We start from the raw sequence: 21,126 nt of genomic DNA on the forward strand, positions 1-21,126 counted from the left end.
CGGGCTGTTCGCGGCAGGCGCGGCCGGCCCGCACCCGTGGCGGGGGCGGCGCCGAGTGGGTAGGACCCAGCCCGGGCCCGAACCCCCGGCCGGGGGTTCGGGAGCACTCATGAGCGGGCAACCACAGCCCCAGGTGGATGAGTAGGACGCCCAGAGGTGAGAATCACAGAAGTGATGGGGCATCACCCCGGGTCGGCGGACGCACAGATCACGTGAGGACACGTGAGGACCCGGCGGGAAGGGACGTGAGGACAGACAGTGACCACTAAGGGGATAGCGATCGCCCGTGACGGCGAGCGATGGACGGCTCACGACCTCGACATCGCCGACATGGAGGATCTCGACGCACTCGTCGACGCCATGCACGACCTCTCCTCGGGCACGGTCATCGCGTTCGTGGAGGAGGACGACGAGTACCTGGCCATCGTGCGCATCGGCGCACAGGACCCCGATCCGAAGGTCTTCCTCTCGGACCGCCGGGTCCTGCTGAGCTCCGACCACGCCGAGCGGCTCTTCGCCGACGCGCTCCCGTCCATGGTGGCGCTGGAGGACGACGCGGAGGACGACGCCCCGGTTGGCCAGGCGTCACCCGTCGGCGACCTCGACCTGCTGGCGGATCTCGGGACGAACACGGAGGCGCTGCTGGAGCTGATCGCCGAGGAGGGCATGCTGCCCGCCGACGTGATCAGCGCGGTCAGCGAGCGGGCCGGCGCCGGGGAGATCTTCGACGAGGTCCGTGGCTGACACCCGCTCGCCGGTGGCCGCCGCCGGCCTGCCGGTCGCGAGTACCGGCGCGCCGGCGGCGGTCACCCGCGTACCGGCGGCGGACGGCTACCGGGAGGCGATGGGGCTCGCCCTGGCCGAGGCCGATCTCGCCAGGGCCGCCGGGGACGTTCCGGTCGGCGCGGTCGTCGTGGCGGCGGACGGGGCGGTCCTCGGTCGTGGCCACAACGCGCGTGAGGCCGCCGGCGACCCGACCGCGCACGCCGAGGTGGTGGCGCTGCGCCGGGCGGCGGCCCGGCTGGGCTCCTGGCGCCTGAGCGGGGCGACCCTGGTGGTGACCCTGGAGCCGTGCACCATGTGCGCGGGGGCGCTCGTCCTGGCCCGGGTGGACCGGCTCGTCTACGGCGCCGTGGACGACAAGGCCGGCGCCGTGGGCTCCCTGTGGGACGTCGTCCGCGACCGGCGGTTGAACCACCGCCCCGAGGTCGTCGCGGGCGTGCGCGGGCAGGAGTGCTCGGAGCAGCTCGCCGCCTTCTTCGCCGACCGGCGGACGCAACGCCGCGACACGCGCCGTCCGCGCACCCCCGACTAACCGGACCAGGACGACGTCGCGTAAGCTAGCCCGCGGTGGAGTCGCCTAGTGGCCGAGGGCGCACGCCTCGAAAGCGTGTGAGGGGGCAACCCCTCCGTGGGTTCAAATCCCACCTCCACCGCCCAGGTAGCAAGCGAAACGCCGGGTAGACGCACCAGTCGTCTGCCCGGCGTTTGCCTGTTCCGGTCTTCAGTTCCGATCCCGGTCACCCCTTCCAGCGGATCGCTGTTCCCGATCGCAAACCCCGGTCGCCAACAAAGTCGAGTTGCGTTGACTCCGGAGCGTGTCATAGTCGATGCGCAAGGTAACGATCCGTGACCATGCCACCGTCGTTCCGCCAGCGGATCGATATCTCCACGGTCGCTGCGTCATCCGAATCCGGAGGTCAGGAATGGCAAGGATCGTTGTTCTCGGTGCCGGTGGTCAGGTAGGCCGGTCCATCGTCGCCGAAGCCGTCAAGCGCGGCCACGAGGTCACGGCGGTCGACCAGGACCAGAACGCGCTGAAGGGGGTTCCCCGCCAGGCCAACGCCGTCACCGGGGACTTCACCTCGCGCGACACGGTCCAGCAGCAGGCGCAGAACGCGGACGTGGTCGTGGTCGCCCTCGCCGGCTCCGCCCGGCCCGAGCACGCGAACACCGCGCGCGCGGTCGTCGAGGTGGCGAACAAGCTGGGCGCCAAGGCACCCGCGGTCATCCACGTCGGCAACGGCGGGCTGCTGGAGAACGCCGACGGCGAGCGCATCGTCGACACCCAGGAATTCCCCGCGGCCGAGCGCAAGGAGGCCCTCGACCAGGCCGACGCGCTCGACGTGCTGCGGGCCGCCAAGCACAACCTCAAGTGGACCTACGTCACCCCGCCGCCGCGCAACTTCGGTCCGGGCCGCCGGCGGGAGGCCTACCGCACGGCCGGCGACCGCCCGGTGACCGACGCCCAGGGCAACATCGGGATCTCGTACGAGGATTTCGCGTTCGCCGTCCTGGACGAGGCGGAGAAGCCGCGGTTCCGCAACAAGCGTTACACGGTGGGGTACTGACCGCCCGCCCGACAAGCTCGGTAGCTCGGTAGCTCGACAGGGAAAGCCGGGCCTCCGGCCGAACTCCGGTCGGAGGCCCGGCCACAACCGCCGGTGAGACCCGTTCCGGCGTTCAGACCATGGTGGCGAGAATCAGGTCGATGTCCTCCGGCGTGGTCGCCGGATTGACGATCGCGAACCGGGTGACCGTCTCCTGCCGGTGCACGGTCGGGGTCACGAACGCGAGCCCCTCGGCGAGCAGTCGTTCCGTCCACCGGTGGTAGTTCTCCGCCGGCCAGCCAAGGCGGCGGAACACGACGACCGAGAGCTCCGGTTCGCGCACGAGCTCCACGAACGGCAGGGCCCGGATGTGCTCGGCCGCCGTCCGCGCGGTCGCCAGGCAACGCTCGACCGCGGAGCCGTACGCGCGGGTCCCGTAGGTGGCGAGCGAGAACCAGAACGGCAGACCGCGGGCCCGCCGGGAGAGCCCGACCTCGTAGTCCGAGGGGTTCCAGGCCCCGGGCGTGTCGAGTACCTCCAGGTAGCCCGCCTGCTGCGCGTGGGCGGCCCGGGCCGCGGCCGGGTCCCGGTACACCAGCGCGCAGGCGTCGAACGGCGCGAACAGCCACTTGTGCGGGTCGACGATGAAGGAGTCGGCATCCTCGATGCCGTCGAACAGGTGCCGCACGGACGCGGCGGCGGCACCCGCCAGGCCGTAGGCCCCGTCGACGTGGACCCAGACCTGGTGCCGGCGGCAGGCGTCGACGACACCGCGGATGTCGTCGACGATCCCGAACTGGGTGCTGCCGGCGGTGGCCACCACGGCGAACACCCCGCCGTCACCGGCGAGCTCGTCGAGCGCCGCGGCCACCGCCCCGCCGGTCAGCCGCCCGCCCTCGTCGGTCGGGACGACCACCAGGTCGACGTCCATCACCTCGGCCGCCTGGCGCAGCGAGGAGTGCGCCTCGGAGCCGCACAGGAACCGCCAGCGCGGCGGTGGGGAGAGCCCACGGGCCGCCCGGCGTGCCCGGACGGCGTGCCGCGCGGCGACGAGCGCGGAGACGTTGCCGACCGTCCCGCCCTGAACGAACACCCCGCCGGCCCCCGCCGGGAAGCCGACGAGGTCGGACAGCCAGCGCAGCGCCTCGTTCTCGGCGTGGACGGCGCCGCCGCCCTCCAGCCAGCTCCCGCCGTAGATCGACGAGGCGCCGACCACCAGGTCGAACAGGATCGCCGCCCGGGTCGGCGCGGCCGGGATGAAGGCGAGGTTGCGCGGGTGGTCCGCCGAGATACAGGCACGCGACAGCACCTCGTCGAACACCCGCAGGGCGGCCAGGCCGCCGATGCCCTCCGGGGTGATCGTGCGCCCGGCCCGCGCGGCCAGCTCGGCCGGTGGGCTCGGCCCGTCCAGCGGAACGGGATCGAGACTCATCCGAGTGCGGGCGTAATCCACCACCGCCTGGACGAGCTCCGGGCGCTGCGCGCCGAAGATCGGCACATCGAATGGGTGCACCCGGCGCAGTCTAGGTCTCCGCCGGAGCGTTGCCGAAAGGATCACACCAGCGCGCGTACTGGACCAATCCAACGATCACCGGGCAGCGCCGGTGACACCGGACGGACAAATACCCGCCTGGTGGACGGCGATCGCCCTAGTTGCCGCGCTGACGCCGCACGAGGAAACCGCCGCCAACGAGAGCAACCAGCATGACGATCATTCCGATGCGCTTCATGAGACACCTCCACGATGAGGACCGGTGACCGCCGGGGTACCGGGGATCACCGCGTTCAGGGGCACAACATACCGGCTGATCGGGGCTCGGTCGCACCGCCATGCGGAAATGAAGAACCGTTGTCCGAATCCGGTCTTTGCCGGCCCCGAGCCCACCTGTGACACACCGCCGGAAGGCCCGCCACCCGGGCCCGGGTGGGTTGGCGCCGCGGCGGGGACCCGGGCGGCGCGACGGCCGGACACCGGGTCCCCGCGGTCCTCCAACGCTCGGCGCCGGTCACGTACCGGCGGCGCTCAGGAGAGGCCGAGCAGGAGGTTCAGAATGTTGAGCAGCTGCGTCACGCCCAGCACGTCGAGCAGGTTCGTCACGCCGCAGAGCAGGTTCCCCACCAGATTCCCGAGCCCGGCCTGCGCGGTGATGTTCAGAACCACCTGGTTGAGGTCGACCACCAGGCCGAGGACGTCCAGGTGAAGCGGTCCGAGTACCAGGTTCAGGACGTCGCAGCCGAGCGGGGTCGCCGCGGCGGTCACCGGTGTCGCGACGGCCTGGCTCACCGGTTCGGTGGCACCGGTCGCGGTGTCGGTGGCCGTTCCGGTGACGGTGCCCAGCGCGACGAGCTCACCGGCGCGCTGCTCGAATCCCGTGGTGGTGAAGGTGCCGTCGAAGGCGGTGGTCCCGTTCCGGCCCGAAACCGGCGTGGAGAATCCCTCCACCACGGCCGCCGGCGCGGCACCGGCGGAGGACGCGGTCGCGACCGATCCGACCAACAGCCCCGTCGCCACGAGCACGGCGATCGAGATCGCTCTCCTCGCCCGGGTCATTCTTCTCATTCGCGTTCCTTCCTCCGGTGTGCGTCATGGAGCGCGCGCCCCACCCGTGCCGTTCTGCGCCAATCACTCCGCACTAAACGTCGGCGTCCGGACCGCCCGCGTCCCGGAACGCGTTCACGCAGGTCGCGGCGAATGAATTGTTTTTCTTTCGGCCACCGGCCGGGCCACGGCCGCGCGGGTCTCGCGGGTAATCACGGCACCGGACGGCGCCCGCTGTTAGCTTGCAGGACAGCTAGCTTTCAGGACAGCTGGCTTTCAAGGACAGCAGAGCCACCCGGGAGGCGGCAGCGTGAAGGTCGACAGCACCCTGGGCACGCTGGACGCCGCCGCCGGCCAGGCCCGCGCCGCGGAGGCCGCAGGCTACGACGCGGTCTGGACCGGCGAGGTGAACCAGGACCCGTTCCTCCCGCTGACCCTCGCCGCGGACGCGACGTCCACGGTCGGGGTGGGCACCTCGATCACGGTCGCACTGGCGCGCTCCCCGATGTCGCTGGCGTACACCGCGCACGACCTGCACGCGTTCTCCGGTGGGCGGCTCCGGCTCGGCCTCGGCTCGCAGGTGAAGGCGCACATCACCCGTCGTTACTCGATGCCGTGGGGCCGGCCGGCGCCGCAGCTGCGCGAGTTCGTCCTGGCGCTGCGCGCGATCTGGTCGTCCTGGTCGGAGGGCACCCCGCTCGCCTTCGAGGGCGAGTACTACCGACACACGCTGATGCCGCCGGCGTTCGTCCCGAAGCCGCACCCCCACGGGCCGCCCCCGGTGCTCCTCGCCGGCGTCGGGGACGGCATGACCCGGGTCGCGGGCGAGGTCGCCGACGGGTTCCTGTGCCACTGGTTCACCAGCCCGCGCTGGATCCGTGAGCACACCATTCCCGCGCTGCTGGCGGGCCGGCAGCGGGCGGGCCGCACGCTGGACGGCTTCGACGTCATCGCCGGCGGGTTCGTGGCCACCGGCACCGACCAGGAGATCACCGAGGGGCTGGCGCGGATGCGCGCCCAGATCTCGTTCTACGGGTCGACCCCGGCCTACCGGCCCGTGCTCGAGCTGCACGGCTGGGGCGACCTCGGCAGCGAGCTGACCACGCTGTCCCGGCGGAACCGGTGGACCGACATGGCCGCCCTGATCGACGACGAGGTCGTCGAGGCCTTCGGCATCGTCGCGGCCCCGGCGGACGTCCCCGCCCGCATCGCCGAGCGCCTCGGCGGCCTGGCCACCCGCACGACGTTCACGCCGCCGCCGTCGTTCGGCCCGGAGCAGACCCGGGAGACCCTGGCCGCCATCCAGGCGATCCCGGGCCCCGCGTGGCATGTGCCCGGCGGGGCCCGGGAGGGCTCGCTCAGACCTTGATCGGCAGCTTCTCGTAGCCGCGCACGGTGCTGGTGTGCAGGCGCACGGCGTTGTCCCGGTCGACCTCGTAGTCCGGGAAGCGGCGCAGGGTCTCCTCCAGCGCGATCCGGCCCTCCATCCGGGCGAGCGCGGCGCCGAGGCAGAAGTGCGGGCCGCGGCCGAAGGCCAGGTGGCTGTCGAACCTGCGCCGGATGTCGTAGCGGTCGGCGTCCGGGTACTTGCGCTCGTCACGGTTCGCCGACGAGGTGAGCAGCAGGATCCTGGACTTGGCCGGGATCGTGGTGCCGTGCAGCTCGACCTCGCGCAGGTTCACCCGGCCCTGGACCGGGGAGGGCGACTCGTAGCGCAGCGTCTCCTCGACGGCGTTGCCCAGCAGCGACGGGTCGGCGACCAGCTCGGCGCGCTGGTCCGGGTGGGCCTCGAGCAGGTCCCCGGCCCAGCCGAGCAGCCGGGCGACCGTCTCGGTGCCGGCGGCGACGAGCAGGTTGGTGAAGTCGGCGGCCTCGGAGGTGGTGAGCCGGCGGGTGCCCTCGTCGGTGGTGATCTCGGCCTCGGCCAGGCCGGTCATCATGTCGTCACGCGGGGCCGTGCGCCGCGCGTCGATCTGCTCGGAGAAGTAGGTGTGCAGCTTGATCTGGGCGGCGAAGGAGACATCGTTGATCATCCCCTTGCCCTCCTCGATGTGGAAGGTCTGGTCGATCGTCTGCCGGATCTCCTCCCGGTCGGCGTCGTCGACGCCGATGAGCTTGGAGATGACCAGTGAGGGAAGCAGGGCGGCGAAGTCCTGGACGTAGTCGAACCCGCCGCCGCCGATCCGGGGATCCAGCAGCTCCGCGCAGATCTCGCGGATGCTCCCCTCGAGCCCGCCGACCCGGCGCGGCGTGAACGCCCGCGAGACCAGGACGCGCAGCAGGGTGTGGGTGGGTGGGTCCATGAAGATGATCTGTCCGGTGGTGAACGGCTCCGGCCCCATGAGTTCGAGGACCGTGCCGTGCGCCGAGCTGTACGTCTCGGGTTCGACATGGGCGGCGTCCACGTCCGCGTGCCGGGAGAGCGCGTAGAAGTCGTGCTTCTCGTTGCGGTAGACCGGTGCCTCGTCCCGCAGCCGGCGCCACAGCGGATGCGGGTCGACGTCGATGACCTTGTCGAACGGGTCCCAGTACAGGTCTTCCGTCACGGTTGAGCCCTTCTGTGCTCAGAACACGTCTCCGCCAGTTCGTCAACGCTTAGGAGCAGATTGGCGTGGGACCCACTCCACGAGCAAGGGACCTAACCTGACAGTACGGGGCGAGTCGGGCGGCGGTCCGGCTCGAACCGCCGCAGCCGGAGGCTGTTCCCAACCACGAACACCGAGCTGAACGCCATCGCCGCCCCGGCGAGCATCGGATTGAGCAGGCCGGCGGCGGCCAGCGGCAACGCGGCCACGTTGTAGGCGAACGCCCAGAACAGGTTCCCCCGGATCGTCCGCAGGGTGCGCCGGGCCAGCCCGATGGCGTCGGCCACCGACCGCAGGTCGCCGCGGACCAGCGTCAGGTCGCCGGCCTCGATCGCCGCGTCGGTGCCCGTCCCCATCGCCAGGCCGAGGTCGGCCTGGGCGAGTGCCGCCGCGTCGTTGACGCCGTCCCCGACCATCGCGACGACTCTGCCCTCGGCCTGCAGCCGGCGCACGGCCTCGATCTTGCCCGCGGGCAGGACGTCCGCGATCACGTCCGCGGGCGCGATCCCGACCTCGGCCGCCACGGCCCGGGCGACGGTCGGGTTGTCCCCGGTCAGCAGCATCGGACGCAGCCCCAGCCCGCGCAGCCGGCCGATGGCCGAGGCCGAGGTCGGCCTGAGGGCGTCGGCGACCGCCAGCACGCCCCGGGCCCGGCCGTCCCAGGCCACCGCGACGGCCGTGCGCCCGGCGTCCTGCGCGCGCCGCGCCGCCCGGGCCAGCTCCGCCGGCAGCGGCTGCGACCACTCGGCGAGCAGGCGCGGCCTGCCGACGAGGACGGCCCGCCCCTCGACCACCCCCCGCACCCCGAGACCTTCGAGACTGGCGAACTCCGCCACGGCCGGCAGCGGCCCGGGCGCGGCCCGGCTGATCGCCCGCCCGACCGGATGCTCCGAGGCGTGCTCCACCGCGCCGGCGAACCGCAGCACCTCGGCCGGGTCCTCGCCGGGGGCGACCGCGACGTCCAGGAGCGTCATCTGCCCGGTGGTCACCGTGCCCGTCTTGTCCAGGACGATCGTGTCGACCCGGCGGGTCGACTCCAACACCTCCGGGCCCTTGATCAGGATGCCGAGCTGGGCCCCGCGGCCGGTGCCGACCAGGAGCGCCATCGGGGTGGCCAGCCCCAGCGCGCACGGGCAGGCGACGATCAGGACGGCCACCGCGGCGGTGAAGGCCGCGGTCAGCCCCGCGCCGGCGCCCCACCAGTAGCCGAGCGTCGCGACGGCGAGGCCGATCACGATCGGCACGAAGACCCCGGAGACACGGTCGGCGAGCCGCTGCACCGGGGCCTTCCCGCTCTGTGCCTCCTCGACGAGCCGCGCCAGCTGCGCGAGCTGGGTGTCGGCCCCGATCCGGCCGGCGCGCACGACGAGCCGTCCACCGGCGTTGAGGGTCGCGCCGACGACCGCGTCCCCCGGCCGGACCTCCACCGGCACCGACTCCCCCGTCAGCATCGACGCGTCCACCGCCGAGACGCCCTCGACCACCGTGCCGTCCGTGGCGATCTTCTCGCCGGGACGGACGACGAACAGATCACCGACGGCGAGCGCCCCGATGGCCACCCGGGTCTCCCGACCGTCGCGCAGGACGGCGACGTCCCGGGCACCCAGGTCGAGCAGGGCGCGCAGCGCGGCACCGGCCCGCCGCTTCGCCCTGGCCTCGAAGAAACGGCCGGCCAGGATGAACGTGGTCACCCCGGCGGCGACCTCCAGGTAGATGCCGTCCGTCGCGGCGCCGCGGGAGACGTCCAGGCTGAAGCCGTGGGTCATGCCCGGCTCGCCGGCGTCGCCGAGGAACAGGGTGTAAAGCGACCAGCCGAAGGCCGCCAGCGTGCCCATCGAGATGAGGGTGTCCATGGTCGTCGCGCCGTGCCTCAGGTTCGCCCACGCCGCCCGGTGGAAGGGCCAGGCGCCCCAGCCGACGACGGGCGCGGCCAGCGTCAGCGACAGCCACTGCCAGTAGGTGAACTGCCAGGCCGGCACCATCGCCAGGACGATCACCGGAACGGACAGGGCCGTGCTGACGAGCAGTCGGTCGCGCGAGGCCCTCGTGCGCGCGTCGGTGCCCTCGGTGCTCTCGGCGCTCTCGGTGCCGCCGGGACCGCCGGTGCTGTCAGGGCTGCCCGGTGGCTCCACCGGCGCGGGGGGCGGCGGCAGGGCGGCCGTGTAGCCGGCCGCTCTCACCTGCGCCACGAGGCTCTCGGCCGGCAGGTCGGCGGGGAAGGTCACCCGGGCCTTCTCCGTCGCGTAGTTCACGGTCGCGGTGACCCCGGCCAGCCTGTTCAGCCGCTTCTCGACCCGGGCCGCGCAGGAGGCGCAGGTCATCCCGCCGATCAGCAGATCGACCTCGAGCCGGTCCGGCGGCGCGTCACTGGTCGACAACAAGCTCATCGGAGCCCTCCGCTCGTCGAGACGGTCGAGTCCTGCCTCCGCACCGCAAGTTACATACCCCTAGGGGGTACCTGTCAAGCACGGGGGTCGCGAACGGGATGCGCGGCGGCTCCGCCGGCCTCGGGAGCGGTCGGCCTCGGGAGCCGGTCGGGCTCAGGAGCGGTCGGCGGTCGTCTCGAAGGCGACCAGGGCGACGTCGTCGTCGGACTCGTCCGCGGCGGCGATGAGGCCGTCGGCCAGATCCTGGATCGGCAGGCGGGCCGGATCCAGCGGGCCACCGGCGGTCGCGCGGGCGCCGGGCGCGCGGTGGGCGGCCTCGACGGAGTCCGCGAACGCGGCCATCGTCTCAGTCAGCGGGCTCGAGCGGCGTTCCACCAGGCCGTCGGTGAACAGCAGCAGCCGGGCGCCCGGGTCGAGCGAGATGCTGTCCGCCTCCGGCGGCGGCGCCTCGATGCCGAGCAGGACCCCGGCGCCGCCGTTCCAGTAACGGACGCCGTCCCGGCCGACCAGCAGCGGCGGGAGGTGACCGGCGTTGACGACCGTGGCGCTCGACCGGTCGGGGGGAAGCACCACCACGCAGACCGTGGCGGTGGATTCGGGGTGGTGCGCCAGCATCAGCCGGTTCAGCCGCTCGACGACGGCGCGCGGCTCCTGGCCGTCGAAGGCGTAGGCGCGCAGCGAGTAGCGCAGCTCGGCCATGATCACCGCGGCGGCGAGGGAGTGGCCCTGCACGTCGCCGATGACGAGGACGGCGTCGCCGGCGGGTGTGTCGAAGGCGTCGAAGAAGTCGCCACCGATCTCCGCGTGGTCGGCGGAGGCGTGATAGCGGGCCGCGACCCGCAGGCCGGGCAGGTCGGGCAGGCCGGCGGGCAGCAGGCTCCGTTGCAGTGTGTGCGCGATCCGGTGCTCCTCGGCGAACCGCCGGGACTGCCGCAGCAGCGCGCCGACGGTGGCGAGGAACTCCTTGGGCTCGATCGGATCGACGAGATAGGCGTCGGCCCCCTCGTCGAGCCCGGCGCTGCGGTCCGCCGAGTCGACGGCGATCGCGGAGACGTGCAGCACCGGTACCGCCGCGGACACCCGGTCGCCCTTGATCCGCCGGCACACCTCGATCCCCGACATGTCGGGCAGATGGACGTCGAGCACGGCCAGGTCAGGGGGGCGTTCGGCGAGCCGCAGCAGCGCCTCGCCCCCGGTCGCGGCCTCGACGACGAGGTAGCCGGTGCGGCGCAGCCAGCTGCCGAGGATGTAGCGCTTGCTCTCGCTGTCGTCCACCACGAGGATCACGGCACGTTCAGTGACCATCTCCACTCACTGCCAATCTGCCCGTGCCCGGGTGAGCGCGCCGTCGATCGTTCTCGCGCTGAGCGTCGACTTCGCCAGGACGGCCACCGCCGAGCCGAACCCGCCCCGGCCACCGACGGCCTCGTGGTCGCTCCAGGTCACCACGACCACCGGAATGTCCCGCAACACCGGATCGTCCGCCATCGCGGAGAGTACCGCTCTGCCGTCCAGCTGGGGCAGCATCAGATCGAGGAAGACCACGTCGGGGAGCTCCGCGCGGAGCACGGCCAGGGCCTCCGACCCGTCGGCGGCCTCGACGACCCGTCCGGCGCGATCGGCCAGCAGCGACCGCATCATCGTGCGGAAGGCCGGGTCGTCGTCCACCACGAGCGCGGTCTCCACCCAGGGGGGATCGAGGTCGGCCAGGGCCTCCCCGGCCGCCGGCTCGATGGCCGTCGCGCCCACGGCGGTCGACGAGTCGCGGGGAAGCGTGACGGTGAAGGTCGAACCCGTGCCGAGAACGCTCTCCAGCTCCAGGCGGCCACCCAGCAGCTGGCAGACGCGGCGGGCGTAGGGCAGACCGAGCCCCGTGCCGCGGACCTGGGCGTGCAGATGGCTTTGCGCCTGGTAGAACTCGTCGAAGACCCGCTCGACGTCGTCCGGCGCGATGCCGATGCCGGTGTCGCGGACCACGAAGGACACCGTGTCGTCGCCCGGCCCGGCTCCCGCGTCACCGGGGCCGCCTGTGGTTTCGGCCCGTCCCGTGGTCCCGTCCCGGCCCGTGGAGCGCACGGCGACCCGCACCTCGCCGCGCTCGGTGAACTTCAGCGCGTTCCCGACGAGGTTGCGCAGCACCCGGCCGAGCAGGCTCTCATCGGTACGCAGCGTGCCGATCCCGGCCGGCTCCTCGAAGACCAGCCGGACTCCCGGCCGGATCGCCAGCGGCCGCTGCGTGCCCTCCACGTGCGCGAGCACCCCGTGGATGTCCACCTCGTCGAGATTCGGGGTGAGCCGGCCGGACTCCGCCTTCGCCAGGTCGAGAAGATCGTTCACCAGCAGGAGCAGGTCGTCGGAGCTGGCCAGGATCAGCTCGACCTGGCGGCGTTGCTCGGCGGTGAGCGGATCCGCGACCGGGTCGAGCAGCAGCCGCGCCAGGCCCAGCACCGAGTTCACCGGCGACCGCAGCTCGTGGCTGACACTGCGCAGGAACCGGGTCTTCGTCTCGTTCACCTTCTCGAGCGCCATGCCCCGCTCGTCCAGCTCGGCGTAGAGCGCGACGACCCCGCGGTTGGTCTGCTCCAGCTCCGAGGAGAGCTGGTTGTAAAGGGCGAGGACACCCTTGTTGGTCTCCTCCAGCTCGGCGTTGAGGCGCAGCAGCTCGTTCTGCTGGTTCTTCAGCTCCTCCAGGGCGCTGACCAGCTCGTTGTTCTGCACCCGGAGCTCGTCGACCGGTGCGAGCGGCGCGCTGGCCGCCACCGCCCGGCGCAGGTGGGCGCGCAGTGCCTCGTCGACGACCGTTCCCGGGGCGAGCGGCCTGGCGAGCGCGACCACCCGGGACGCCCCGCCCGGGGCGACCGTGACGTCCACGAGACGAGCCGCGGCGCGCAGCCCGGGAGCGTCACCGGCCAGCGGGCGGTCGGCGGTGATCAGGACGGCCAGCCCGGCGGGCCGGTTCAGCCGGAAGACAGCCAGCGCGCCCCCCGCCGGCAGCGTCTCGCGGCCCACCTCGCTCACCGCCGTCGCGAGCCGGACCTGGTCCTGCCCGTCGAGGCCGGCCGCGGCCCCGACCACCCGGGCCAGCTGGCGGGCCGCGAACACGTCCGGCTCGCTGTCGACCCGCACCGCCGCCAGTTCCCACGAATCGCCGCCAGGGGTACCCGGACCCGCTAGAGCCATGACTGTGCCGGCGCCCGCGGCACGGCCGCGACGAGCACCGAGGCGTCGTCACGGCGCAGGCCGGCGTCGCGCAGCACGGTCGCCGCGACGACGAGGGCCCCATGGCTGGCGACGCCCGGATGCGCGGACAGGTCGAACCGGGGCGTGACGCCGTCGCTGTGCAGGATGACTAGGGAGCCGGGGGACAGCGGATGCCGCGTCTCCGTCAGGCCGCGGGCCTGGTGACCGGCGATCCCGGGCCGGCTGATCAGGCCCGAGCGGCGGGAGCCGTCCAGGATGACACCGCTGATGTTGCCGACGCCGGCGAGCCGGAGGACCCCGGCGGCCGGTTCGAGCACCGCGACCGCCGCCGCGGCGCCCCGGGTGTGGGAGATCCCCTGGTGGATCCGCCGCAGCAGTTCCACCGGGCTGTTCGACTCAGGCGCCTCCCGGAAGATCCGGACCGCCTCGTCCGCGGCCCGGGCGGCCAGTTCGCCGTGTCCCAGGCCGTCGCAGAGCAGCAGCGCGACCCCGTCGCCGGCCTTCCGGACGGCGTAGGCGTCACCGCAGGCCGTCTCACCGGTGATCGGCCTCGTCAGACCGGCGACCAGGGAGGTGACGAAGGCCCGCGACCCGTCGTTCCCGCCGGGGTCTGGCCGGCCGAGGTCGGCCCGGCGGTCGGGCAGGAACGTGCCCACCATGGCCGTCCCGCGGCCGGGCGTCGAATGGATGTCCAGCGCGCTCGACAGCCGGGCGATCGCGCCCAGGCCGACCCCGAGGGTGCCCGCCGACGTCACGCCGTCGCGCATCACGGCGGGGACGTCAGCCAGCCCCGGGCCGCTGTCGATCGCCACGAACTGGAGGGCGAACCCGTCCGCTGCCTGCCCGCCCAGTCCTCGTAGTGCTCTCAGCAGGAACCGGCCGTCGTCCGCGTGCCGGATGAGGTTCGTCATCGCCTCGGTGACGGCGACACCGACCTCGGCGCCGCGGGCCGGGTCGAAGCCGAGCTGGCCGGCGAGCGCCACCGCGGCGCGGCGCGCCGCGCCGGCGGCCGACGGCTCGACCGCCTCGAACCAGGCGACGTCCTCCACCAGCGGATACGACGGGGCTGAAAACGGGCCCGGCGAGGTCAGCGCGACCACTTCACCACCCGCACGGTGGTGCCCGCGCCAGGGCTGCTCTCGATGGCGAAGTCGTCGACGAGGCGACGGCTGCCGGACAGCCCGAGCCCCAGGCCGCCGCCGCTGGTCCAGCCGTCGGTGAGCGCGAGGTCGATGTCGGGGATACCGGGGCCGGCGTCGGTGAAGACCGCGCGCACCCCCCGCCGGCGGCCGTTGTCGACGATGTCGATCGTCATCGACCCCCCGCCGCCGTAGACGAGGGTGTTGCGGGCCAGCTCACTGGCCGCCGTGACCATCTTCGTCTGGTCGACGAGGGAGAGTTTCGCCGCCACGGCGAGGTTCCGCACGACCTGGCGTACCCGGACGACGTCGGATTCCGACTCGATCGCGTGGCGCTGCGGCTCGGCGCCCACCAGCCCACCGCCCGGCGGGCCGGGCCGCCCACCTGTGCTCACCCGGCGCTGGTCCCCACGGCGCCACCGGACCCGGCGGCGACCGCGCCGGCCTCGGCACCACTGCCGGCGGCGGTCGACCCGGCCTCGGCCCTGCTCCCGGCCTCGTCGAGATCGAAGCCCTCGTCCGCCCGGGTGGTCACGCGGACCTCGGCGCCGAGCAGTTCCAGCCCGTGTTCCAGCGTCAGCGCGGTGCGCACCCCCGGCATGTACAGCCCGAGCTCGACCAGCGTGATGGCGACCGTCGGGCGCATGCCGACCACGACGGTCTCCGCGTCCAGCAGCCTGGACAGGGACGCGATCGTCGACAGCATCCGGCCGATGAAGCTGTCGACGATGTCCAGCGCCGAGATGTCGATCAGCACCCCGCGGGCGCCGGTCGCCACGATCCGCTCCGCGAGGTCGTCCTGGAGATCCAGCGCGAGCTGGTCCTGCAGGTCCACCTGGATGGAGACCAGGAGCAGATTGCCCATCTTCAGGACGGGGATCCGTTCCATCAGCGGCGCTCGGCGGCGGCGGAGCGGCGGAGCTGGAAGCCGTCCCGGCGCAGTGCGAGCGCGAGCGCCTCGGCCAGCGTCGCCTTGGTCACGATCTCGCCGAACTCGATGCCGAGGCTCACCACCGTCTGCGCGATCTGCGGGCGGATCCCGGAGATCACACAGTCCGCCCCCATCAGCTGGGCCGCCCGCACGGTCTTCAACAGGTGCTGGGCGACCTGGGTGTCAACCGCGCCGACCCCGGTGATGTCGATGATCGCGTGCCGGGAGCCGGTCTCGACGAGCGCCTGGAGCAGGCTCTCCATCACCAGCTGGGTGCGGGCGGAGTCCAGCGTGCCGACCAGCGGCACCGCGAGGATCCCCTCCCACAGTTTGATCACCGGGGTGGACAGCTCGAGGAGCTGGTTGCTCTGGTCGACGATCACCCGGTCCCGGGTCTGGACGTAGCTCTCGAACGTGAAGACACCCAGCTCGTCGACGAACTCGCTGAAATTCCGGTAATCCCGGAAGCTGACGCCGTCCTTCTCCAGCACGACCGCCGCCGCGTCCTTCAGGGAGAACACCGTGATCGCGGTCTCCCGCGAGGTGAAGCCCTGGCGCGCCCGGCTCGCCGAGAGCTCGGCGAGCACCGCCCGCAGCTCGGCGAACGACTCCGCGCGAAGATCGGCACCGTCGGCGCTCAGGCCGGTGACGAGCGCGTTGTAGAGCTCGCCCAGCTCGCGGCCGAGCTCGGCCGCCGTGAGCCGGGCCCGGAGCAGCTCACCCGCCCGGTCGGTTCAGCGCGCGAGAATCTCGCCGCGCTCACGACACAACGGCAGGATCCAACCGCCATCCACACCCGTGTCCAGTGAACCAACCGTTTCAGTCACGACACGACCCTACCGACCCGGGTGGGACCACGCGCTGGTCCCGCCACGCCCACGAGGTCACCATCACCTGACCTTCTGGAACGCTCACATCGGTTTTCGGGCGGTTCACGGCCCCCGGGTCCCCTGATGCTCACGTCCGGACAGGCCGGCGGCTCAGCGACCGAGGAACAGGCAGGGCAGGATGCCCAGCCTCGGCAGGCCGCCCCAGGCCCCGGCGCCCCACGCTCCCGTCCCGTCCGCCGCGTCCGCCGCGTCCGAAGGACACGGGGTCGACGACCTGGCCGGCTCACACCCGGTGCCGGCACCGGGGCCGCCCGGCACGGACCACAGTCCCGGCTGGCCCCTGCGCGGCAGCACCGCGCCGGTGGCACGGACGCCCCCGCAGGACCGGGAGGACCCGGTCGCCGGGGGGCTGGATCGGGCCTGGTCCGCGGTGGCCGACGGCGTGGGCGCGGACGGCGTCGCCTGCTCGGCGGTCGGCGTCGTCGCCACCGGGGACGGAGGCGCGGGCGGCGGCACGGCGGCCACCCGAACCGGCGCCGCCGGCGGGCGTGGCACCGCGGACGGAGCCGGCGGCACCGAGGGCGCGGGCGGCGGTGTCGGGGTGGTCGGCAGCGCGACCGGCGCGGGCTCGGCCGGCGCGCCGAACGCGCTGGAGCGGGCCTGGCCCCACCCCGGCGCGGGCGCCAGGGCGGCCGCCACCAGCAGGAACAGCAGGACCCCGCCCACCCCGCCGCTCACCCGCCGGTGCCCGCGAACCCAGGCATGTATCCCATGGCCCCACTCCGCCGGCCGCTGGCGCAACATCCGCATGTTCCTCCTCCGCTGGTCCGATCCTCATCGGACCAGCGGGACGAAAGCCACCGCACGGAGCAAAGTCGCTACTTTTCGGCACCACCGCACGGGTGGCCCTGCCGACACCTCACCTCGGCCGGCCAGCGCCGTCGCCGGCCGGAGGCGCCGTCAGGCCGGGGCTCCGCCGGTCGGCGACTCCGTCAGCCCGGGACTCCGTCCACGGCGACGCGGCCGGGTGCCGGCCCCCCGGGCCGGTCCGGGGACGCGCGGGCGTAGGACATCAGGCGGCGTTCCACCGCGACCCGCACCAGTTCCGCTTTGTTGCCCAGCAGGAGTTTCGCGCGCATCCGCTTGACATAGGTGTTGACGGTGGTCACCGCCACTCCCAGTCTGGCCGCGATCTGACCGTGGGTCAGTCCCTCGGCGATCAGGCTGAGTACCTGCTCCTCCCGTTCGGACAGCCGCGGCAGACCGGCCTGCGCGGAACTCGCCGGCAGCTGTCGCGGCGCCACTGTGGGAAAAACGGCGTCGGACAGGCCGGCGGACAGATAAAATCCCTCGGCGGCAACGGCGCGGACCGCGACGGCGAACATCGAGCAGGGTTCGCTGCTGATGAGGTATCCGGCGGCCCCGGCCGTCAGCACGGAGATCGCGTCGTCCCGGTCACGCGACTCCGACACGGCCAGCACCCGACCGAGGCCGGCGACGTCCGCTATCACCTCCGCCACCGAGTGGACACTGGCGCCGAAATCCACGAAGACGACATCGAGTCTGGTCCCGCCCGTCGACCACAGTGTGCTCCTCAGCTCACCGCCGTTTTCGCCGATGACCGCGGTGGCGATATCAGGCTCACGGATCAGCAGCTGCTGGACAGCCCACCTGAACAAGGGACGATCTCCGACGACTCCGACCTTCAGGGGTGACGGGAATAAAGGATCCACAAGTCTCCTTCACCGGGATGTCGGCTGCCGAGAGTAACCGGGCGATATTTACGATCCGCCTACGGATCGTAAACGCCTGATGAACTTGCAGGCAGTGGAATGTCGACAATTTTGGGGACACGCCCGGGGACAGACACCGCCCGCATTTGATGGCGATAGTGGCGTCCGCGTTACCCGCTTCGAACCCGTTCCCCGCACCGGAGGTGTGTCAGTGCGCCGCCTTGTCCTGCTCGGCCTGCGGAAGCACCGCAGTGGTTACGTCACCGAGATCACCGGAACGCGGCCCAGCTGGCCACTACGCCTGGCCCAGGCCATTCTCGTCGACCGCGGCTTCGACATCGACACCGCCACGGTGAACTGCGCGCTCCCGCACCTGCGCGCCCTGCTGACCGGCCCGGGAGGCGACCCAGAAGGCGGTCCGGACACGGACGACCGCGTCGTGTGGATTGATCACTGCGAATGCGGGGACGCGTACTGCGAACAGGGCTGGCGGGCCGCGCTGAGCTCCGCGGGCGACGGTGTCGCCGGGGCCGCACCGGCCGACGACGCCCCGGTCACGTTGCCGGATCTGCTCGGCCGCCTGTCCGAGGCCTGGCGGCCGGAGGACCTCCGGCGCAGCCCCTACCTCGACGGTGTCACGCCGGCCGCCGAGATCACCAATGTCGGCCTGTCCCTCGTCGCCGACGACGCGGGCGGGGTGCGGGTCGACCGCCCGGACGACCTGGTGGCCGCCGAGCTCGCCTGGCTGCGGGCCCAGGCGGACCGGCCGGTGACGCCGGTGCCGCTGCACGGCCTGGCCGGCTCCGCGGACGACGTCCGCCGCCGGCTGACCTCCTTCGCCGCCCTGGTGGACGCCACCGCGGGAGACGCCGCGCCGGGAGACGGCGACCCGGTGGACGACGATCCGGTGGACGACGCCCTGGCCGACGGCGACCTGTGCTGGTCGGTGACGCTGACCGCGGACCTCGTCGAGCGGATCGGGGTCGGCGAGCTGATGGAGCTGGCCGCGGCGGCCGGGGTCGCCCGGATCACCGTGGCCGGGGTCGCCGACACCGGCCAGGCGCTCACGCTGCTCGGGCTCGGCACCGCGTGCGCGGTGGAGCTCGATGTCCGCGCTCTGGAGCCGGAGGACGTCCAGCAGATCGCCGGGAGGATCGGCCGGCAGCGGGTCTCGCTGCGGATGGGCACCACCGAGGACGGCGTCCTGCCCAGCGAGACGCTGGGACTGCCGCCCGGTCTGGTAGTGGACCACGTGTCGGGGGTGGAGCACCTCCAGGAGATCAGCGGACGGCTCGGCCGGTGGGCCACCGGCAGTCGGATCGCCGCTCTGGAGGGTGCGCCCCCGCGAGCCGCCGCGTCCACCGACCGTCCAGACCCCGCGACCGGGCCGGGCTCGGCGACCGGGCCGGGAGCCCGGACCGGGCCGGACGAGATCGTCCTCGCCGGTGCGGAACACCTGGCGGCCGTGACCGACCCGGACACCGGCCTGGCGGACTTCCACACCCTGGTCTTCGCCCCGGCCGACCCCGCGGTGCCACCGCCCGCGCGGGTCACGGGCTCCCTCGTCCGGTACACCGGCGCGGTGGCCGACGCCGGCGACGAGCTGGTGATCGGCGACGACTTCTTCCTGCAGACCTGTGACTACTCCTCCGGCGGCTACCTGTCGCTCGTCGGCCCCACGCTGCTGAGGGTCACCTCGGAGATGGACTACGCGGTCTTCCTCGAGGACGCGGACGCCGCCCGCACCCGCGGCGAGTTCCCCGAGCACCTGCTGCACCCCCTCGTGCAGATCGCCGACACCTGCGCCCTGGGCACGGTCCACCCCTGCGCCGGACGGCGGGGGGCCCGCCTGTTCGTCTCCGCCGACGGGACGGTCCGCCCCGCGCCGGGCGGCGCGCCGCTCGGGCTGCTGACGGCCGGCGGCCCGCCGTTCACGCGACCACCGTTCACCGGGCAGCTCGAGGACGGCGACGACCCGTGCCTGGCCGCGGTCGTGCCGGTCGAGCTGTCCCGGCAGGCCCGCGTCGAACGCCCGTGGCTGTCGCGCTTCCTGTGGAGCCTGGACGCCCTGCGGCGCGCGCGCCTGGAGGGGATGAAGAAGCCGGTGGTCTCCGGCTTCGGCGGCCGCCTGGTCGAGGCGCTCGCCGACGGCTGGCCGGACGGCACGGCCGCCACCGCCGGTGCCGCCGGTAGCAGTCCCGGCGCGGGCGTCGAGGCGCCGGACGCCCCGCTGCTCGTAGGGGACCGGTCGGGTGCCCTGCTCGTCAACGCGCGGGACATGCGGGTGTTCCGGATCGGCGCGGACGCCGCGGCGCTGATCGAGATCATGCTCGTCGTGGGCACCGGGGAACGGGCGGTGGAGCTGGGCCGGGCCCGGACCCGGGCGTCCGCGGCCACCGTCGCCGACGGGTTCGCCACCCTCGCGGCCACCTTCGCCCGCGCCGGTGTGCGCCTGCTCGACACCGCCGGCGACACCGCGACCGGCGACACCGCCGGCGGCCCGCCGACCGGCGAGGCTTCCCACGGCCCCGCGACCGGGGACGCCCTCGCCGCGGTGGCCGGAGGCGCCCGATGACCGCGCCGGCCACGGCACCGGCGTCCAGCACCCGACCGGGGACGGCCGGCGTGCTGCTGGCGATGTTCGGCGCGGGGCTGCCGGTCGAGGACATCTACTCCGAACGCGGTTCCGTCCTTTACGACCTGCTGGGACGCGACGACGAGCACGAGGTCGCGGAACTGCGGGCGGCGCTGGGTGGCCCGCGGCGCACGGTGCTCGAGCTGGCCTGCGGCTCCGGCCGCCTGACGCTGCCGTTGCTGGCCGACGGGCACGACGTGGTCGCGTTGGAGAAGTCCCCGACGATGCTGCGCCTGCTCGCCGCCAGGGCCGGCGAGGCGGCCAGGGCCGGCGAGGCCGGGCGCCTCACCCTCGTCGAGGGCGACATGACCCGGTTCGACCTGGGACGTCGCTTCGACGTGATCGTGCTCGGGGCGACCTCGGTGTCGCTGCTCGACCAGGACGGACGCGCGGCGATGTTCCGCGCCATCCGCGATCATCTCGCTCCGGCGGGTTCCTTCCTGCTCAGCACCCTGCAGATGCGCCGCGGGCCGATGCTGGCGCAGCCGGTCCGCGAGAGCGTCCGCGTGCTGGCTGTTCCCGGACCGGGCGGGCCGGGCGGGTCGCTGGTCACCTTCATCGAGTGGATCGACGGCGCCGCCGGCCACCGGCTGGTCAGCGCCCTGCAGGCCGAGATCACCCCGTCTGGCGCGGTCGATCACCGGCTGTTCACCTCCCAGGTGGCGATTCTCGACGTGGCCGAGCTGACATCCGAGCTCGCCGCCGCGGGCCTGGTCGTGGCCGACCGCGCCCAGATCACCGGCGGCGCCGAGCCGGACCGGGCCACGCTGATGCTGCGCTGCGTCCACCACGACGACACCACCGGCGGGCGCTGAC

18 protein-coding genes and 1 tRNA gene are annotated in these 21,126 nt (G+C 73.2%); 7 read left to right on the top strand and 12 right to left on the bottom strand.

Annotation, left to right across the window (positions count from 1 at the left end):
• Nucleotides 1-258 precede the first annotated feature (258 nt).
• The 4 genes from B056_RS0103025 (at nt 259) to B056_RS0103045 (ending at nt 2,351) form a co-directional block, all read left to right on the top strand.
• On the top strand, nt 259-744 hold the full coding sequence (locus B056_RS0103025; RefSeq protein WP_020572285.1) for a tRNA adenosine deaminase-associated protein: 486 nt from the start codon (nt 259-261) through the stop codon (nt 742-744).
• Between the two features lie 100 nt (nt 745-844).
• Entirely contained in the window at nt 845-1,315 is a 471-nt protein-coding gene (tadA, locus tag B056_RS34875) for a tRNA adenosine(34) deaminase TadA (RefSeq protein WP_051105528.1), read from the top strand.
• A 34-nt stretch (nt 1,316-1,349) separates the two neighbouring features.
• A tRNA-Ser gene (locus tag B056_RS0103035) sits at nt 1,350-1,436 on the top strand.
• A gap of 270 nt (nt 1,437-1,706) precedes the next feature.
• On the top strand, nt 1,707-2,351 hold the full coding sequence (locus B056_RS0103045; RefSeq protein WP_018500430.1) for an NAD(P)-dependent oxidoreductase: 645 nt from the start codon (nt 1,707-1,709) through the stop codon (nt 2,349-2,351).
• 112 nt (nt 2,352-2,463) lie between these two features.
• Here the strand turns inward: B056_RS0103045 and B056_RS0103050 are convergent, their stop codons facing one another.
• Nucleotides 2,464-3,762: a pyridoxal phosphate-dependent decarboxylase family protein gene (locus B056_RS0103050; protein WP_230202812.1), complete on the bottom strand. Its 1,299-nt coding sequence runs from the start codon at nt 3,760-3,762 to the stop codon at nt 2,464-2,466.
• Between the two features lie 591 nt (nt 3,763-4,353).
• Nucleotides 4,354-4,890 (bottom strand): hypothetical protein, encoded by a 537-nt coding sequence (locus B056_RS0103055; RefSeq protein ID WP_230202796.1) that lies wholly within the window; start codon nt 4,888-4,890, stop codon nt 4,354-4,356.
• Between the two features lie 289 nt (nt 4,891-5,179).
• On the opposite strand from B056_RS0103055, the gene B056_RS0103060 reads away from it, so the two are divergent.
• Complete coding sequence (locus B056_RS0103060) at nt 5,180-6,238, top strand: TIGR03617 family F420-dependent LLM class oxidoreductase (RefSeq protein WP_018500433.1); 1,059 nt, start codon at nt 5,180-5,182, stop codon at nt 6,236-6,238.
• Here B056_RS0103060 and B056_RS0103065 read toward each other — a convergent pair.
• The 10 genes from B056_RS0103065 to B056_RS39200 form a co-directional block, all read right to left on the bottom strand.
• Nucleotides 6,228-7,415 carry a cytochrome P450 gene (locus B056_RS0103065; protein ID WP_018500434.1) on the bottom strand — a complete coding sequence of 396 codons (1,188 nt, stop codon included), beginning with the start codon at nt 7,413-7,415 and terminating at the stop codon, nt 6,228-6,230. The genes B056_RS0103060 and B056_RS0103065 overlap by 11 nt on opposite strands.
• Before the next feature lie 92 nt (nt 7,416-7,507).
• Complete coding sequence (locus B056_RS0103070) at nt 7,508-9,841, bottom strand: heavy metal translocating P-type ATPase (protein ID WP_018500435.1); 2,334 nt, start codon at nt 9,839-9,841, stop codon at nt 7,508-7,510.
• Between the two features lie 153 nt (nt 9,842-9,994).
• Complete coding sequence (locus B056_RS0103075; RefSeq protein ID WP_035750046.1) at nt 9,995-11,146, bottom strand: PP2C family protein-serine/threonine phosphatase; 1,152 nt, start codon at nt 11,144-11,146, stop codon at nt 9,995-9,997.
• A 6-nt stretch (nt 11,147-11,152) separates the two neighbouring features.
• A complete protein-coding gene (locus tag B056_RS0103080; protein WP_051105515.1) occupies nt 11,153-13,021 on the bottom strand; it encodes an ATP-binding response regulator in 1,869 nt (622 codons plus the stop codon).
• Nucleotides 13,012-14,091 (bottom strand): ATP-binding protein, encoded by a 1,080-nt coding sequence (locus B056_RS0103085; protein ID WP_230202797.1) that lies wholly within the window; start codon nt 14,089-14,091, stop codon nt 13,012-13,014. The genes B056_RS0103080 and B056_RS0103085 overlap by 10 nt, the downstream gene beginning before the upstream one ends.
• 38 nt (nt 14,092-14,129) lie before the next feature.
• Nucleotides 14,130-14,576 (bottom strand): ATP-binding protein, encoded by a 447-nt coding sequence (locus tag B056_RS0103090; protein ID WP_018500439.1) that lies wholly within the window; start codon nt 14,574-14,576, stop codon nt 14,130-14,132.
• Nucleotides 14,573-15,070: an STAS domain-containing protein gene (locus tag B056_RS34880; RefSeq protein WP_020572287.1), complete on the bottom strand. Its 498-nt coding sequence runs from the start codon at nt 15,068-15,070 to the stop codon at nt 14,573-14,575. Before B056_RS34880 ends, B056_RS0103090 begins: the two co-directional genes overlap by 4 nt.
• On the bottom strand, nt 15,070-15,828 hold the full coding sequence (locus B056_RS34885) for an STAS domain-containing protein (RefSeq protein WP_084647064.1): 759 nt from the start codon (nt 15,826-15,828) through the stop codon (nt 15,070-15,072). The genes B056_RS34880 and B056_RS34885 overlap by 1 nt, the downstream gene beginning before the upstream one ends.
• A 264-nt stretch (nt 15,829-16,092) precedes the next feature.
• On the bottom strand, nt 16,093-16,752 hold the full coding sequence (locus tag B056_RS0103105; protein ID WP_154676798.1) for a hypothetical protein: 660 nt from the start codon (nt 16,750-16,752) through the stop codon (nt 16,093-16,095).
• A 182-nt stretch (nt 16,753-16,934) separates the two neighbouring features.
• On the bottom strand, nt 16,935-17,621 hold the full coding sequence (locus B056_RS39200) for a response regulator transcription factor (protein WP_018500442.1): 687 nt from the start codon (nt 17,619-17,621) through the stop codon (nt 16,935-16,937).
• Nucleotides 17,622-17,886: 265 nt separating this feature from the next.
• Here B056_RS39200 and mpaB point away from each other — a divergent pair, with 265 nt between their 5' ends.
• Together mpaB and mpaM are read left to right on the top strand one after the other, a co-directional pair.
• Complete coding sequence (gene mpaB, locus B056_RS39205) at nt 17,887-20,250, top strand: daptide biosynthesis RiPP recognition protein (protein WP_018500443.1); 2,364 nt, start codon at nt 17,887-17,889, stop codon at nt 20,248-20,250.
• Entirely contained in the window at nt 20,247-21,125 is an 879-nt protein-coding gene (gene mpaM, locus B056_RS39210) for a daptide-type RiPP biosynthesis methyltransferase (protein WP_018500444.1), read from the top strand. Before mpaB ends, mpaM begins: the two co-directional genes overlap by 4 nt.
• Nucleotide 21,126: the final 1 nt, after the last annotated feature.

The organism is Parafrankia discariae, from assembly GCF_000373365.1.
GTDB classification, from domain to species: domain Bacteria; phylum Actinomycetota; class Actinomycetes; order Frankiales; family Frankiaceae; genus Parafrankia; species Parafrankia discariae.

Bases quoted from the DNA above. Each gene is read 5' to 3' on its own strand.
- tadA (WP_051105528.1), top strand. From the start codon at position 845: ATGGGGCTCGCCCTGGCCGAGGCCGATCTCGCCAGGGCCGCCGGGGAC.
- B056_RS0103045 (WP_018500430.1), top strand. From the start codon at position 1,707: ATGGCAAGGATCGTTGTTCTCGGTGCCGGTGGTCAGGTAGGCCGGTCC.
- B056_RS0103050 (WP_230202812.1), bottom strand. From the start codon at position 3,762: ATGAGTCTCGATCCCGTTCCGCTGGACGGGCCGAGCCCACCGGCCGAG.
- B056_RS0103055 (WP_230202796.1), bottom strand. From the start codon at position 4,890: ATGAGAAGAATGACCCGGGCGAGGAGAGCGATCTCGATCGCCGTGCTC.
- B056_RS0103070 (WP_018500435.1), bottom strand. From the start codon at position 9,841: ATGAGCTTGTTGTCGACCAGTGACGCGCCGCCGGACCGGCTCGAGGTC.
- B056_RS0103075 (WP_035750046.1), bottom strand. From the start codon at position 11,146: ATGGTCACTGAACGTGCCGTGATCCTCGTGGTGGACGACAGCGAGAGC.
- B056_RS0103080 (WP_051105515.1), bottom strand. From the start codon at position 13,021: ATGGCTCTAGCGGGTCCGGGTACCCCTGGCGGCGATTCGTGGGAACTG.
- B056_RS34880 (WP_020572287.1), bottom strand. From the start codon at position 15,070: ATGGAACGGATCCCCGTCCTGAAGATGGGCAATCTGCTCCTGGTCTCC.
- B056_RS0103105 (WP_154676798.1), bottom strand. From the start codon at position 16,752: ATGCGGATGTTGCGCCAGCGGCCGGCGGAGTGGGGCCATGGGATACAT.
- mpaM (WP_018500444.1), top strand. From the start codon at position 20,247: ATGACCGCGCCGGCCACGGCACCGGCGTCCAGCACCCGACCGGGGACG.